General features: G+C 70.3%; 12 protein-coding genes. 4 read left to right on the top strand and 8 right to left on the bottom strand.

The annotated features are described in order from the left end of the window. Position 1 precedes the first annotated feature (1 nt). The 3 genes from AMS65_RS05435 to AMS65_RS05425 are packed head-to-tail and all read right to left on the bottom strand — an operon-like array spanning position 2 to position 2497. Positions 2-799 (bottom strand): ABC transporter permease, encoded by a 798-nt coding sequence (locus AMS65_RS05435; RefSeq protein WP_306455221.1) that lies wholly within the window; start codon positions 797-799, stop codon positions 2-4. Between the two features lie 2 nt (positions 800-801). Further along, the gene (locus AMS65_RS05430; protein WP_083451503.1) at positions 802-1839 is read right to left on the bottom strand and encodes an ABC transporter ATP-binding protein; all 1038 of its coding nucleotides are present in this window, start codon (positions 1837-1839) and stop codon (positions 802-804) included. Continuing rightward, a complete protein-coding gene (locus tag AMS65_RS05425; RefSeq protein ID WP_241489347.1) occupies positions 1832-2497 on the bottom strand; it encodes an ABC transporter permease in 666 nt (221 codons plus the stop codon). The genes AMS65_RS05430 and AMS65_RS05425 overlap by 8 nt, the downstream gene beginning before the upstream one ends. 122 nt (positions 2498-2619) lie before the next feature. On the opposite strand from AMS65_RS05425, the gene AMS65_RS05420 reads away from it, so the two are divergent. After that, complete coding sequence (locus AMS65_RS05420; protein ID WP_053383125.1) at positions 2620-3486, top strand: IclR family transcriptional regulator; 867 nt, start codon at positions 2620-2622, stop codon at positions 3484-3486. A 94-nt stretch (positions 3487-3580) separates the two neighbouring features. On the opposite strand, the gene AMS65_RS05415 is transcribed toward AMS65_RS05420, so the two are convergent. From AMS65_RS05415 to AMS65_RS05400, 4 genes are all read right to left on the bottom strand, one after another. Further along, the gene (locus AMS65_RS05415; protein ID WP_053383124.1) at positions 3581-4915 is read right to left on the bottom strand and encodes a dihydrolipoamide acetyltransferase family protein; all 1335 of its coding nucleotides are present in this window, start codon (positions 4913-4915) and stop codon (positions 3581-3583) included. A gap of 146 nt (positions 4916-5061) precedes the next feature. Beyond that, the gene (locus tag AMS65_RS05410) at positions 5062-6063 is read right to left on the bottom strand and encodes an alpha-ketoacid dehydrogenase subunit beta (protein WP_053383123.1); all 1002 of its coding nucleotides are present in this window, start codon (positions 6061-6063) and stop codon (positions 5062-5064) included. Next, positions 6060-7331: a thiamine pyrophosphate-dependent enzyme gene (locus tag AMS65_RS05405; RefSeq protein WP_083451502.1), complete on the bottom strand. Its 1272-nt coding sequence runs from the start codon at positions 7329-7331 to the stop codon at positions 6060-6062. Before AMS65_RS05405 ends, AMS65_RS05410 begins: the two co-directional genes overlap by 4 nt. Positions 7332-7462: 131 nt before the next feature. Beyond that, a complete protein-coding gene (locus tag AMS65_RS05400; protein WP_053383122.1) occupies positions 7463-8566 on the bottom strand; it encodes a histidinol-phosphate transaminase in 1104 nt (367 codons plus the stop codon). 293 nt (positions 8567-8859) lie between these two features. Between AMS65_RS05400 and AMS65_RS05395 the strand changes: the two genes are divergently transcribed. The 3 genes from AMS65_RS05395 (at position 8860) to purB (ending at position 11620) form a co-directional block, all read left to right on the top strand. Next, positions 8860-9315, top strand: coding sequence for a phage holin family protein (locus AMS65_RS05395; protein ID WP_053383121.1), 456 nt, complete (start codon positions 8860-8862; stop codon positions 9313-9315). Between the two features lie 105 nt (positions 9316-9420). Beyond that, a complete protein-coding gene (locus AMS65_RS05390; protein ID WP_241489346.1) occupies positions 9421-9903 on the top strand; it encodes a low molecular weight protein-tyrosine-phosphatase in 483 nt (160 codons plus the stop codon). Positions 9904-10234: 331 nt separating this feature from the next. Then, positions 10235-11620, top strand: a complete 1386-nt coding sequence (gene purB / locus AMS65_RS05385) for an adenylosuccinate lyase (protein WP_053383120.1) — start codon at positions 10235-10237, stop codon at positions 11618-11620. A 193-nt stretch (positions 11621-11813) separates the two neighbouring features. On the opposite strand, the gene AMS65_RS05380 is transcribed toward purB, so the two are convergent. Then, positions 11814-14159: a bifunctional metallophosphatase/5'-nucleotidase gene (locus AMS65_RS05380; protein WP_162231754.1), complete on the bottom strand. Its 2346-nt coding sequence runs from the start codon at positions 14157-14159 to the stop codon at positions 11814-11816. Position 14160: the final 1 nt, after the last annotated feature.

Raw genomic sequence — 14160 nt, 5'->3', positions numbered from 1 at the left:
CCTACAGGCCGCGGGGGCGCACGGCCTCCTCGACCAGCCCGGCGGCCCAGTCGATGAGCACCGCGATGCTCGCGACCAGCACCGCCCCGACGATGAGCACGGGGTAGCGCTGCAGCTTCAGGCCGTTGACGATCATGTCGCCGAGGCCGCCGGCGTTGATGAAGGTGGCCACGGTCGCGACGCCGACCGCGAAGACGAGCGCGGTGCGCAGGCCGGCGAGGATCACCGGGGAGGCGAGCGGGAGTTCGATGCGGCGCAGCACCTGGCCGGAGGTCATCCCCATGCCCTTGGCCGACTCGCGCACGTTCGGGTCGACCTGGGCGATGCCGGTGATCGTGTTGCGCAGCACCGGTAGGAAGGAGTAGACCACGAGGGCGACCAAGGCGGTGGCGAAGCCGGTCTGCCACAGGATGGCGAGCAGGATCACCACGCCGATCGCGGGTGTGGCCTGTCCGATGTTGGCGAGACCGATGACGATGCCGGTGAAGATCCGCGACTTCGAGCGGCTGACCGCGATGCCCGCCGGTATCGCGAGCACCGCGACCAGCACCGCGGCCACGACCGACAGCGTCAGGTGCTCCCCGATGCGGGCCGTGATGTAGGCGCTGTTGAGCGTGCGCTGCTCGATCGAGTCGAGCTCGAGGCTGGCGATCCAGAGGTAGGTGACCAGCAGCACGGCCGCCACCACGATGAGCGGCATGACCTTGCGCAGCACGGTCGTGAAGCGGCGCGGTCGGTCGTCGCCGTTCGCGGTCTGGATCAGCGTCGTGGGCGAGGGGGTGATCTGCTGCGTCGCCACGGTCACACCCCCGTCGCCGGAGGCGCGGGTACGTCCGCACCGAGTACCGCCGAGATCGCGGCGTGATCGAGCGAGCCGACGAGCCGTTCCCCGCTCGCCACGTTGATCCGCGGCGCCCCGGTGAGCACGAGCAGGTCGAGCGCCTCGCGCAGCGAGTCGTCCTCGCCGATCGTGATCGCGGGCGCGGCCGAGTCCACCGCGCCGAGCCGAGCACCGCTGGCGGGGATCAGCGCGAGGCGCTTGAGCGCGGCGCCCTGCCCGATGAACGAGGTGACGTAGTCGTTGGCCGGCGCCGCGAGCACGTTCGCGGGGGTGTCGAACTGCTCGATCTGGCTGCGCTCGCTCAGCACGGCGATGCGATCGCCCATCCGGATGGCCTCTTCGAAGTCGTGCGTCACGAAGATGATCGTCTTGCCGATATCGGCCTGCAGCCGCAGGAACTCGGCCTGCAGCTTCTCCCGCGTGATCGGGTCGGTGGCGCCGAACGGCTCGTCCATGAGCATCACGGGCGGGTCGGCCGCGAGTGCGCGCGCCACACCGACCCGCTGCTGCTGCCCGCCCGAGAGCTGGCGCGGGAAGCGGTTGGCGAAAATCGCGGGGTCGAGCTGCACGGTGCGCAGCAGCTCATCGACGCGCTCGGCGATGCGCTGCTTCGACCAGCCGAGCAGCTTCGGCACGGTCGCGATGTTGTCGGCGATCGTGAAGTGCGGGAAGAGGCCGATCTGCTGGATCACGTAGCCGATGTGGCGCCGCAGCTCGTTGCCGTCGAGGGAGAGCACGTCGTCGCCGTTGATCCGGATCGATCCGGAGGTGGGTTCGATGATCCGGTTGATCATCTTCATGGTCGTGGTCTTGCCGCAGCCGCTGGGGCCGACGAACATGATGAGTTCGCCGGGCTCGATGCGCATCGAGAAGTCCTCCACCGCGGGGATCTGCTGCCCGGGGTAGTGCTTGGTGATGCGATCGAGTTCGATGTCGACGCCGCCCTGCTGAGCGGCGAGCGAGGAGATGACGCCGGTGTTCGTGGTGAGTTCAGGCACGGAGACCCCTTGAAGTCGTGTAGCGGGCGATGAGGACGAAGATGCCGTCGAGGACGAGGGCGAGGATGATGACGGCCACGGTGCCGGTGAGCGCGTAGTTCAGCGCGTTCTTCGACCCGAGCGACGAGAGGCCCTTGAAGATGTACTCGCCGAGACCGGGGCCCGCCACGTAGGCGGCGATGGCCGCGATGCCGACCGTGAGCTGCGCGGCGACGCGCACTCCGGTGAGGATCACGGGCCAGGCGACGGGCAGCTGGATCGTGAAGAGCACGCGCACCGGCCCCATGCCGACGCCGCGCGCCGCCTCGAGCACGGGAAGCGGGACCTCGCGCAATCCCACGACGGTGTTGCGCACGATGGGGAGCAGCGAGTAGAAGACGAGCGCGACGACCGTGGGGAGCCAGCCGAGGCCGAGCACCGGGCTCAGCAGCGCGAGCAGGGCGAGCGAGGGGATCGTGATGGCGACCGCGGAGGCCGTCAGCACGACGGACCGGGCGAAGCGGCGGCCGCGCACGAGGATCCCCAGGCCGATCCCGATCACCATCGCGAAGGCGAGCGAGATGAGCACGACCACCAGGTGGTCGATCGTGAGCTCGAGGATGTCGTCGGAACGACGCGAGAGGAAGGTGAGCAACCCTTCCCAATCGAAACCTGTCAAGAAAATGTTCTCCTGTCTCATCGTCGAGGCGGGGTGAGGACAATGCCTCACAAGTTATCCGCTGTAACCATTTCGACATAACGAATTGTTGATATGGCAACAAATGGATCTACACTGTCTCCATGACCGAGCAGACATCCGCCGCGCCGCCGCGCCGCAACTCCTCCGGCCTCACGCGCGACATCGAGATCCTCGAGCTGCTCGGCTCGGCCGAGTCGTTCCGGGGCGCCGGTCTCGGCGTCACCCAGGTGGCGCAGCTGCTGCGCCGCGACAAGGCCGTCGTGTCGCGCGCGCTCACCACCCTCGCCGAAGCGGGCCTCGTGGAGCGCGACGAGGCCTCCCTGCGCTACCTGCCGGGGGCTCGGCTGTACGCCCTCGCCGCGCACAGCGCGCCCTCGACGATCGTCCACGCCTCGCGTGCGCACCTGCGACGACTCACTCAGCTCACCCGCGAGACGAGCCACCTCTGCGTGCTGCGGGGCGGCAACGTGCTCACGCTGCTCAGCGAGCTGAGCCCGCACGAGGTGCGCACCACGGGGTGGGCCGGCATCACCACGGCGGCCTGGCGCACGCCGTCGGGCCGGGTGCTGCTGAGCGACTGGGACGAAGCCTCCCTCACCCAGTGGTATCGGGATCACGGCAAGGATCACGCACTCGTCGGCGTGCTGAATCCCGATGCCGAGCCCCTGGGCTTCCCCCTGCTCGAGACCCCGCCCCCCGGCGCAGCGCCGGTCGCCGACCTCGACACCCTCCTCGCCGAGCTCACGCACATCCGGGAGCGCGGATACGCCACCTCGGACGAGGAGCTGGAGATCGGCGTCGTCGCCGCCTCCGCTCCCGTCGTCGACTTCACCGGCCGCATCGTCGCGGCCATCAACGTCAGCGCTCCCAAGGTGCGCATCGGCCAGCGCCTCGACGCGCTCGGCGTGTACGTGGCGCGGGCCGCGCGCGAACTCTCCCAGCGGCTCGGGGCGCCCGCCTCCGAGTAGCCCGCCGGCTCATTCCCCGAGCCTGCCGCCGTTCCCTGAGCCTGCCGCAGGGAACCCGGTCTCGCCCCTCGACCGGCTCAGGGTTCGACCGGGATCAGTCCAGCAGCAGCGCGGGCTCCTCGAGCACCGAGGCCACGTCGGCCACGAAGCGCGAGATCACGTCGCCGTCGACGATGCGGTGATCGAACGAGCCGCCCACCGTCGTCACCATGCGCGGCCGCACCTCGCCGTCGACCACCCACGGCTTCTGCCGGATGGTGCCCATCGCCATGATGGCGCACTCCCCCGGGTTGAGGATCGGGGTGCCGAAGTCCATGCCGAAGACGCCGATGTTGGTGATGGTGATGGTGCCGTTCTGCATCTGAGCGGGCTGGGTACGGCCGTCGCGCGCCGTGATGGTCAGCTGCTCGATCGCCTTCGCGAGGTCGAGCAGGCTGAGCTCCTGCGCATCCTTGATGTTGGGCACGATGAGGCCGCGCGGCGTCGCCGCGGCGATGCCGAGGTTGACGAAGTTGTGGCGGATGATCTCGGTCTCGGTGAACGTCGAGTTGATCTCGGGGTTGCGCCGGATCGCCCACAGCATCGCCTTCGCGAAGATGAGCAGGGGCGACACCTTGACGCCGGCGAAGTCGGTCGAGTTCTTGAGCCGCTTCACGAACTCCATGGTGCGAGTGGCGTCGACGTCGGTGAAGACGCTCACGTGCGGCGCCTCGTTCGAGCTCGTGACCATCGCCTGCGCCGTCATCTTGCGCACGCCCTTGAGCGGGATGCGCTCCTCGCGCGCCTCCGAGACCTCGGGCGTCGAGATGTTGCGGAAGAGGCTGGCCTGAGTCGCCTGCCGCACCACGTCGTCGCGCAGGATCTCGCCGGCGATCCCGGTGCCGCTCACCTGCGTGAGGTCGACGCCGAGATCCTTCGCCAGCTTGCGGATCGGGGGCTTCGCGATGACCGGGACCGCATCGGCCACGGGGATCGGCGCCTGCGCGCCCCCGGCCTGCACCGCGCCGCTCAGCGGCGGCTCCCCGCCGCGGCGACGGCGCGACTTGACCGCGCCCGCCGCGCCGTAGCCCACCAGCACGGCGCCGCCCTCCTCCTCGTGCTCGATCGAGTCCGCGGCATCGGCCACGGCGTCGCGGGTCTCCTCGGACTCGGCCGGCGCGGCGGTGGGCGCCGGATCCGGATCCCCGCCCTCGACGGAGACCCGCAGGATCGGGTCGCCCACGGGCACCGTCTGCCCGATCTCCGCGAGCAGCTCCGTGACCGTACCGGTGAACGGGGAGGGCAGCTCGACCAGCGACTTCGCGGTCTCGATCTCGCAGATCACCTGGTTGAGGGCGACCGTGTCGCCCGGGGCGACGTGCCAGGTGACGATCTCGGCCTCCGTCAGCCCCTCGCCGACGTCGGGGAGGGGGAACGTCATCTCGCTCATGTGTAGCTCCTGGGATTCGGTGTGAGAACAGCGTATGTGTGGAGTTTCCGGTCGTTCCGCGTGAGCTTGCGAGTCGCGGAATCCCAATGCGAGATCCTGCGACTCCTCCGTCGCGCAGGATGACCGGGCGGGCGCACTGACGAACCTCAGTAGTGCATGGTGCGGTCGACGGCTTCGAGCACGCGGTCCGCGTCGGGGAGGAAGAGCGGCTCGATGGAGGCGGCGGGGAACGGGACGTCGTACCCGGAGACGCGCAGCACGGGTGCCTGCAGCGAGTAGAACATGCGCTCCGCGACGGTCGCCGCGATCTCACTTCCCACGCTCGCGTTGCCCGATGCCTCCTGCGCGACGACGAGTCGGCCCGTCTTGCGCACGGAGGCGAGCAGGGGCTCGTAGTCGATCGGCGAGACGGTGCGCAGGTCGACCACCTCGATGCTCGTGCCCTCCGACTGCGCGATCTCCGCCGCCTGGAGCAGGGTCGTCACCATGGCGCCGAAGCCGGCGACGGTGCAGTCGGAGCCGGTGCGGGCGATGCGGCTCCGGTGCAGCTCGGCGGCGGGGGCGGCGGGGTCGACCTCGCCCTTCTGCCAGTACTTCGCCTTCGGCTCGAAGAAGAGCACCGGGTCGTTCGAGGCGATCGCCTGCTGGATCATCCAGTAGGCGTCGTTCGCGGTCGAGGGTGCGACGACGCGGAGCCCCGGAGTGTGCGCGAAGTAGGCCTCGGGGCTCTCCTCGTGGTGCTCGATCGAGTTGATGTGCCCGCCGTAGGGCACGCGGATGACGATCGGCATGTCGACCTTGCCGTCGTGCCTGGCGCGGATCTTCGCGAGCTGCGTGGTGATCTGGTTGAAGGCGGGGAAGATGAAGCCGTCGAACTGGATCTCGATGACGGGGCGGTAGCCGCGCATGGCCAGGCCGATCGCGCTGCCGACGATGCCGGCCTCCGCGAGCGGGGTGTCGAGCACGCGGGCCGAGCCGAACTCGGCCTGCAGCTTGTCGGTCACGCGGAACACGCCGCCGAGCGGCCCGATGTCCTCGCCCATCAGGAGCACACGGTCGTCAGCTGCCATGGCGGCGCGGAGCCCCTCGTTGATCGCCTTCGCGATCGGCAGGGTGGTGCGCTCCGCAAGGGTCACGATCTCGGTCATGCGGTCACCCCTCGCTCCGCTCCGTGGGCTGCCGCCGTGTGCGGCACCGGCCGCGACGCAGACGCTGGCGCGTCTGCCGGCGTCGCGTCAGCCCCCTCGAACGACGACTCGTAGTGGGCGAACCAGGCGCGCTGCTCGTCGATCCGCGGGTGCGGCTCGGCGTAGACGTGCGCGAACATCGAATCCGGCTCCGGTTGCGGCAGCGTCAGGATCTGATCGCGCACGGCCTTCGCCTGACGGTCGGCGGTCTCGGCGACCTCGGCGAAGAACGCGTCGTCGACGCCGAGACTGCGCAGGTGGGCCTCGAGACGGGCGATCGGGTCGCGCTGCTGCCAGGCCTCGAGCTCGCCGTCCGGTCGATACCGCGTGGGATCATCGGCGGTGGTGTGCGCGCCGATGCGGTACGTCAGGGCCTCGATGTAGCCGGGGCCGTGACCCTCGCGCGCGAGGCGCAGGAAGCGGCGCCCGACGGCGTAAGCCGCGAGCGGGTCGTTGCCGTCGATCTGCACGGCGCGGAGCCCGAAGCCGAGCGCGCGACGGTAGAGCGGCGTGCGCGACTGCCGGGTCACGGGCACCGAGATCGCCCAGCCGTTGTTCTGCACGACGAAGACCTCTGGGGTCTGGTAGCTCGCGGCGAACACCATCGCCTCATTGGCGTCGCCCTGGCTGGAGGTGCCGTCGCCGTAGAAGACCATCGTGGCCTCGCCGGTCGCGGTGCCGGCCTCACCCGGGTCGAGCGCGGTGTCACCGGCACGGCGCTTCGCGTCGAGCACCTGCCCGAGCGCGTGGCCGGTGGCGTGCTGCGTCTGCGAACCGAGCACCAGGGTGTACAGGTGCACGTTGCCGTTGGCCGGATCGGTGACGTCCCACCCGCCGTGCGTCACGCCGCGGAACTGCGCGGCGATGTCGAGCAGGTCGACGCCGCGCACGTTCGCCACGAGGTGCTCGCGGTACGCGGGGAAGATGTGGTCCTGCGGTTCCGAGGCGCGCGCGAGGCCCACCTGGCAGCCCTCCTGGCCCACGCTCGGCACCCAGAGGGCGAGCTGGCCCTGCCGCTGCAGGTGCGTGCACTCGGTGTCGAAGGCGCGGGTGGACACCATGTCGCGGTACCACTGCTTGAAGTCATCGAGCCCGACGGCCGAGAGCTCGTCGGCGAACTCGGCCGCGGTGTTCGAGGGTGCGTAATCGCCCGCCTCGTCGAGGAAGCGGATCGGCTCGGGATCCGCGCCACTCGCGAGCAGCGGGGTGTCAGTCGTCTCTTCGCTCATCCCGACCCAGTGTAATCGCGCCCCATGTCGCGGCGCGGATATTCAGCGGCCGGGCGGTGCGGCGGGGGTGCGTGGGCGGCGCGGCGGACGGCGCAGCGCAGCGCGTGAGCGGCAGCCCATCGTCGTGCGGTCTACGGCGCTAGGTGCGCTGCGACGATGCGCAGCACCTCCGGCACGCTCTCGGCCTCTCCCACCGAGACGCGCACGCCGTGGCCGGCGAACGGCCGCACGAGCGTGCCGGCCTCGGCGAAGTCCGCGGCGAGCGCGAGCGCGCTTCCCACCCCGCGCTCCCCCGGAGCCGTCTCGGGAATCCACACGAAGTTGCCCTGCGCCTCCGGCACGGCGATCCCGAGCTCGCGCAGCGCGGCGGCGAGCGCGTCGCGACGGGCCGCGAGCTCGGCGATGCGTTCGGCACCCACTGCCCGGGCCTCCGGTGTGAGCGAGGCGAGGGCGGCGCTCTCAGCGATACCGGTCACGGAGAGCGGGATCGAGACGCTCGCGGCGGCCGTGAGGATCGCGGGATCGCCGACGCCGTAGCCGATCCGCAGCCCGGCCAGCCCGTAGGCCTTCGAGAAGGTGCGCAGCACCACGAGGTTGCGATGGCTGCGCAGCACGTCCTCCCCGCGCACCGCATCGGGATCGGTGACGAACTCGCGGTAGGCCTCGTCGAGCACCACGAGGGTGTCGGACGGCACGCTCGCCATGAAGCGATCGAAGTCGGCGCGGCGGATCGTCGGACCCGTGGGGTTGTTCGGCGTGCACAGCAGCACGACCCGCGTGCGATCGGTGATCGCGGCGGCCATGGCGTTGAGATCGTGCTCGGCCCGGTCGTTCAGCGGCACCGCGACGGGGATCGCCCCGGAAGCGAGGCCCATCGCCGGGTACGCCTCGAAGCTGGGCCAGGCGTAGAGGTACTCGTCGCCGGGTCCCGCCGCGGCCTGCACGAGCTGGTAGAGGATCGCGACCGAGCCGGCGCCGAGATGCACCCCGTCGAGGCTCACCCCGAAGAACCCGGCGAGCGTCGCCCGCAGCTCGGGCATCGCGGCCGCCCCGTAGCGGTTCGTCTGCTCCGCGCGCCCGGCGATCGCCTCGAGCACGCCGGGCAGCGGGTCGAAGGGGTTCTCGTTGCTCGACAGTTTGAAGCCGGGCTTCGTGGGCGTCGCGCCCTGCCGGTAGGCGGGCGTGGCGAGCACCTCGGGGCGAAGGCGGACGGGCGAGGCGGCGTTTTCGCTCATGGGTGTTCAGTCTAGAGGTCGCGCGGATGAGCCCGCCGGTTGCCCTGCGTGAGCAAAGCCCCCCGTCATCCTGCGTAAGTGCAGCACCCAGTCATCTGCGTGCACGGGATGCTCTGGCAGAACGCGCCGACGTTCTGCCATTCCGTGCGCTCGCGCAGCATGACCGGCTTCGCCGCGCGCAGCCTGACGAGTACCGAGCACGTACCGCCCGGTGCTCCTCAGTGCTCCTCAGTACTCCCCAGTGCACCGCGGGCTCCCTGGTCCTGTGCAGTCCGGGCTGCAAGACTGGTGGCATGCGCACCATCATCCGGGTTCTCGTCGGCGCCTTCGCGCTGTGGCTCACCACGCTGATCGTGGGCGGCAGCGGTCAGCACGGGGTGTGGGTCGAATCTCCCGGTCAGGGGATTCTGCGCACCGAGAGCGCTGCGCTCAACGACGTCACGATCTACGACCCGTACGGTCCGATCATCACCCTCGTGCTCGTGGCGCTGGTCTTCGGGCTCGTCAACGGCACCCTCGGTCGGGTGGTGCGCTTCGTGTCGATCCCGCTCTACATTCTCACGCTGGGCCTGTTCGGGCTCATCGTGAACGGCTTCCTCTTCGCCGTCGTCGCCTGGCTCTCGGACCTGGCGGGCTTCGGCCTGCGCATCGAGACCTTCTGGTGGGGCGTGCTCGCGGCCGTCGTGATGTCGATCCTCTCGGGGCTGATGAACGGTCTGCTGGGCACCGGGAAGAAGAAGGAACGCTGAACAGGGCCGCCGTCCCGGATTTCAGGACGCGTCTGCTGCGCAATGCGGTGCGTAGTGCAGCAGACGCGTCCTGAAATCCGGAGGACCCTCGGGCAGACTGGAGGGGTGACCAGCCCCGAGATCCTCCGCATCAGCTTCGTCTGCTCCGGCAACATCTGCCGCTCCCCCATGGGCGAGGTGATCTTCCGCTCCCTCGCGGAGCAGGCGGGACACGGCGACCGCTTCCACGTGACCTCGCGCGGCACCAACGGCTACCACATCGGCGACGGCGCGGATCCGCGCACCCTCGTCGCGCTGACCGCGGCGGGATACGACGGCAGCGACCACCGCGCCACGCGGGTGAGCAGCGCCGACATCGCGGGTCACGACCTGCTCATCGCGCTGGATCGGGGCCACGAGCGGCACCTGCGCGAGCTCGGCGCCGATCCGGATCGCCTCAGCCTGCTCACCGCCTTCGACCCTGAGCGGCCGGCCGACCCGGATGTCTTCGACCCCTACTACTCCGAGCAGGGCGCCTTCCACGAGGTGCTGGCGCAGGTCGAGCGCAGCAGCGCCGCACTGCTCGAGCACCTGACTCGGCGCAGCTGACCGCATTCGCGCGCCGCTTCCACCTCGCACCGCGGGCCCTCGCGCCCGCCCCGGGTGCCACATCCCGCCCCGGCCGACCCGCCCCGCCCGCCACACCCCGGCCCGCCACGCGAGACGCCACGCACCCTGTCTTCGCGCGTCAGTAGTTGTCACCAACCTGACGGGAGGCAGCAACTACTGACGCGCGAAGATAGAGGGCGCGGGCGCGCGGGCTGGGGCGGGTCGAGGCGCCGGGTGCCGCCGCCGCGCGGCCGCACGACCGGCGTGGGAGAATAGACCTCGGATCGCGCGGCGGATCGCGCGCCACACGCCACGACTGCACGGAGACTCCATGACGCCCCTGCCCCCGCAGCCCATCAGCCCGCTCGACGGCCGTTACCGCTCGCAGGTCGCCGGCCTCGGCGACACGCTCTCGGAGGCGGGCCTCAACAAGGCGCGCGTGCACGTCGAGGTGGAGTGGCTCGTCTACCTGACGTCGCACTCGCTGCTCGGCGGCACCCCCATCGCCGAGGATCAGGTGGCGTCGCTGCGCGAGTGGGCGGCGAACTTCGGGCAGGCCGAGATCGACGAGCTCGCCGAGACCGAGAAGACCACGCAGCACGACGTGAAGGCCGTCGAGTACCTCGTGCGCGCGCGGCTCGAGCAGCAGGGACTCGGCCACCTGGCGGAGCTCACCCACGTCTGCTGCACGAGCGAGGACATCAACAACCTCTCCTACGCGCTCACCGTGAAGCAGGCGGTCGCCGACGTGTGGCGCCCGCGCTTCGAGCGGGTCATCTCCGAGATCGCACGCCAGGCCGAGCAGTACCGCGAGCTGCCCATGATGAGCCGCACGCACGGCCAGCCCGCGACGCCGACCACCCTCGGCAAGGAGCTCGCCGTCTTCGTACACCGGCTCGAGCGCCAGCTCAACCAGATCGACGACATCGAGTACCTGGGCAAGTTCTCGGGCGCCACCGGCACCTTCGCGGCGCACCTCGCGGCGGATCCCGACACCGACTGGGCGCAGGTCTCGCAGGAGTTCGTCGAGGGCCTCGGCCTCGACTGGAACCCGCTCACCACGCAGATCGAGTCGCACGACTGGCAGGCCGAGCTCTACACGCGGATCGCCCACGCCAACCGCATCCTGCACAACCTCGCGACCGATATCTGGAGCTACATCTCCATCGGGTACTTCCGTCAGATCCCCGTCGCCGGGGCCACCGGATCCTCGACCATGCCGCACAAGGTCAACCCGATCCGCTTCGAGAACGCCGAGGCCAACCTCGAGCTGTCGAACGCGATCCTCGACTCCCTCGCCGCCACGCTCGTGACGAGCCGCTGGCAGCGCGACCTCACCGACTCGTCGGCGCAGCGCAACATCGGCGTGGGTCTCGGCCACTCGGTGCTCGCCCTCGACAACATCCTCAAGGGCCTCGGCCAGATCGACGCGGCGCCCGAGGTGCTGGCCGCCGATCTCGACGCGAACTGGGAGGTGCTGGGCGAAGCGATCCAGACGGTGATCCGCGCCGAGGTGACCGCCGGCCGCTCCACCATCTCGGACCCGTACGCGGCGCTCAAGGAGCTCACCCGCGGCCGACGCATCGGCCAGGCCGAGCTCGTCGAGTTCGTCGATGGGCTGGAGATCGGCGACGCGGCCAAGCAGCGGCTGCTCGCCCTGACGCCGGCGGGCTACATCGGCGACGCCGTGCGGCTGGTCGACTTCCTGCAGCGCTAGTCGGTCGCAGAACGCCGAGGGGCCTCCCGGGATCGCAGCACCGCGATCGGGAGGCCCCTCGTCGTTCGCGCCCGGGGTCCACAGGCCCCCAGGCCCCGGGAACCCCGGCAGACCGTATGAGATCCGCAGAAGATATGCCGGCTCCCACTGTTCTGGGCATATCTTCTGCAGATCCCATACGGTGCGCGGCGGGCTAGGCGCTCATATCCCGCGCGTGCCGACGGCGCAGCCTGCCGGTGAGCAGAACGGCTCCGGCGAGGATCGCCACGACACCGGCGGCGAGCATCCACGGCATCAGCTCAGACCCCGTGCGCGAGAGCTCGGACCCCTCGGCAGCGCCATCCGCGGGGCCGCTCGCGGCGGTGCCGCCGGCCGAGCCGTTCCCGGCGGAGCCGGCCCCGCCGTCCGCGGCGCTCGAGCCCGCGCCGTCGGCGGCTCCCTGTCCTCCGTCGGCAGCCGCGGCGGCATCGCCGCCGCCGTCCGCATCGCCCCCGGTCTCCTCGCCCGCCACCACGAAGTCGCGCTGCACGACCGTGCCGCTCGGGTTCGCCAGCAGTCGCAGCGTCACCTCCTGCCCGGCCAGCTGCTCGGGAACGGTGAAGCGCACGTGGGCCGCCCCGCCGGAGACCGGGACCGTGGAGATCTGCTCTCCGTTGAGGGTGATCGCGAGTTCCGTGTTGGCCGGAGCGCCGATGCTCGTCAGGTCCAGCGCCGACACCTCGAACTCGACGACGCTGCCCGGTGCGACCAGCGGAGCGGCCGCGGGTGCCGCTGCCACGACAGTCGTGCTCGCCGAGCCTGCGGTGATCGGCGCGGACGCCTCCCCGCCCGTCAGCGGCGTAGATCCCTCGGTCTCGACCAGCTTCGCGCCGTGCTTCGCGAACGAGGGAGCGACCGGCCCGTTCTCGCTCAGCTCGGCGAAGTACCGCTGGAACCCCTCGACGTCGAGCAGGCCCGACTCCCGCGCGTCGGTGAGCTCGACGCCCTCGTGGAAGTTGACGATGCCGATCAGGATCGCCCCCGACAGGCCGACGCGGTAGGTGCTCTCGGCCTGCACCGGCCGTCCGTCCAACGTGATCGAGGTGATGCGGTCGCCCTCGGGACGGGCATCGTCGTAGGTGTAGGTGACGTTGTCGGACATCGCCAGCTGGATGTAGCCTCTCGCCTCGCCCCCGAGCGTGCGCTGCCACTGCTGCTCGAAGAGGCGCTTCAGCTGCGCGCCCGTGATGTCGGCTGAGACGATCGAGTCGCGGATCGAGAAGGTCTCGATGATCTTCATCACCGGCACGTTGCCCTCGGCGTCGGGCATGAGGTCGCTGCGGATGAAGTTCGGGATGGTGAGGCCGAACTGCGGGGGTGCCGGCTGATCCTGCTGCACGTCGCGGAACATGTTGGCGACGAGCGTGCCGAGCGACGACTCGAGCGTGCGGTTGCCCGAGGTGCCTCCGGCGTAGACCCCGTCCACATAGTCGCCACCGCTGAACGCCGTGGTGACGGGTGCGCTGACCTGCCCCGCCGGGAGGTTCCCCTCCTGCTCGGCGTAGGCGAGCGCGTCGGCGACGATCGTCTGCACCGCTGCGGCTCTCGGGTAGGTGCCGACGAGCTCCTCCACCGGGGTCTGCGTCAGCGGCACGATCCGCCCGGTAGACGCGACGACCCGATCCTCCGCACGGTCGTAGGTGAGGGTCACCTCTCCGAGCAGCTCGCCGAAAGCGCCGGCCTGGATCACCGGTCGCGTGCGCTCCTCGTCGCCCGGGATCGGAGCGTCGTAGACGTACTTGTTGTGCGTGTGCGCGGTGAACAGCGCGTCGATGAGCGGCGACGACTGCTGGATGATCTGCGCCAGCACGCTGCCGGAGGCGAGCTCGCTCTCGAGGCTCGCGGGAGGCGAGTCGGCGCCGCCGTCGTGCACCAGTGCGACGATCACGTCGGCGAGGTCCTGGTCCTCGATCTCCTCGGCAGCGGCGTTCAGGGCCGGGATCATCGGCAGGAACTTCGGATCACCGCCTGGGAACTGCACCTGCGTATCGGGGGTGACGACCCCGATGACACCGATGCGCACGCCGCCCGCCTCGATGATCGTGTACGGGTCGAGCTCGGTCTCCCCGGTTGCGGGGTCGATGACGTTCGCGGCGAGGTGCGGGAACTCCGCGACGTTGTCGGCGAGGTGCATGAAGTTGTCGTGTCCGATGAAGTACTCCCCGTTGCCGGCGGCCGTCGCCTGCAGCTCGAGCGCGTTGAGCACGTCCACCGTGGGCTTCTCCCCCTGCACCGAGGAGGCGTAGAGCGAATTGCCGAAGTTGTCGCCCGCGCTCAAGAACACCGAGTGCTCGGCTCCGGCTCGGAGCTCCTCGATGGTGCCGGCCCACCTCGTGGTGCTGTCGTTGATGCGCCCGTGGAAGTCCTGCGTGACCACGAAGGTGATCTCGGTCTGATCATCCTCCGCCGCATTCGCGGCGACCGGGGTCGCGAGCAGCAGTGCCAGTGCGGCCGAGGTCGCGAGCGCCCTCAGGACCGTCGGGGTGCGGGGTGTGGTCATC

Source organism: Leucobacter celer subsp. astrifaciens (genome assembly GCF_001273835.1).
GTDB lineage: Bacteria > Actinomycetota > Actinomycetes > Actinomycetales > Microbacteriaceae > Leucobacter > Leucobacter celer.
Note: the sequence above shows the minus strand (reverse complement) of the source record. Positions and strands in the feature narration are given on the sequence as shown.

Coding starts and splice junctions, on each gene's coding strand:
- AMS65_RS05420 (WP_053383125.1), top strand. CDS start 2,620: ATGACCGAGCAGACATCCGCCGCGCCGCCGCGCCGCAACTCCTCCGGC.
- AMS65_RS05415 (WP_053383124.1), bottom strand. CDS start 4,915: ATGAGCGAGATGACGTTCCCCCTCCCCGACGTCGGCGAGGGGCTGACG.
- AMS65_RS05410 (WP_053383123.1), bottom strand. CDS start 6,063: ATGACCGAGATCGTGACCCTTGCGGAGCGCACCACCCTGCCGATCGCG.
- AMS65_RS05405 (WP_083451502.1), bottom strand. CDS start 7,331: ATGAGCGAAGAGACGACTGACACCCCGCTGCTCGCGAGTGGCGCGGAT.
- AMS65_RS05400 (WP_053383122.1), bottom strand. CDS start 8,566: ATGAGCGAAAACGCCGCCTCGCCCGTCCGCCTTCGCCCCGAGGTGCTC.
- AMS65_RS05395 (WP_053383121.1), top strand. CDS start 8,860: ATGCGCACCATCATCCGGGTTCTCGTCGGCGCCTTCGCGCTGTGGCTC.
- purB (WP_053383120.1), top strand. CDS start 10,235: ATGACGCCCCTGCCCCCGCAGCCCATCAGCCCGCTCGACGGCCGTTAC.
- AMS65_RS05380 (WP_162231754.1), bottom strand. CDS start 14,159: ATGACCACACCCCGCACCCCGACGGTCCTGAGGGCGCTCGCGACCTCG.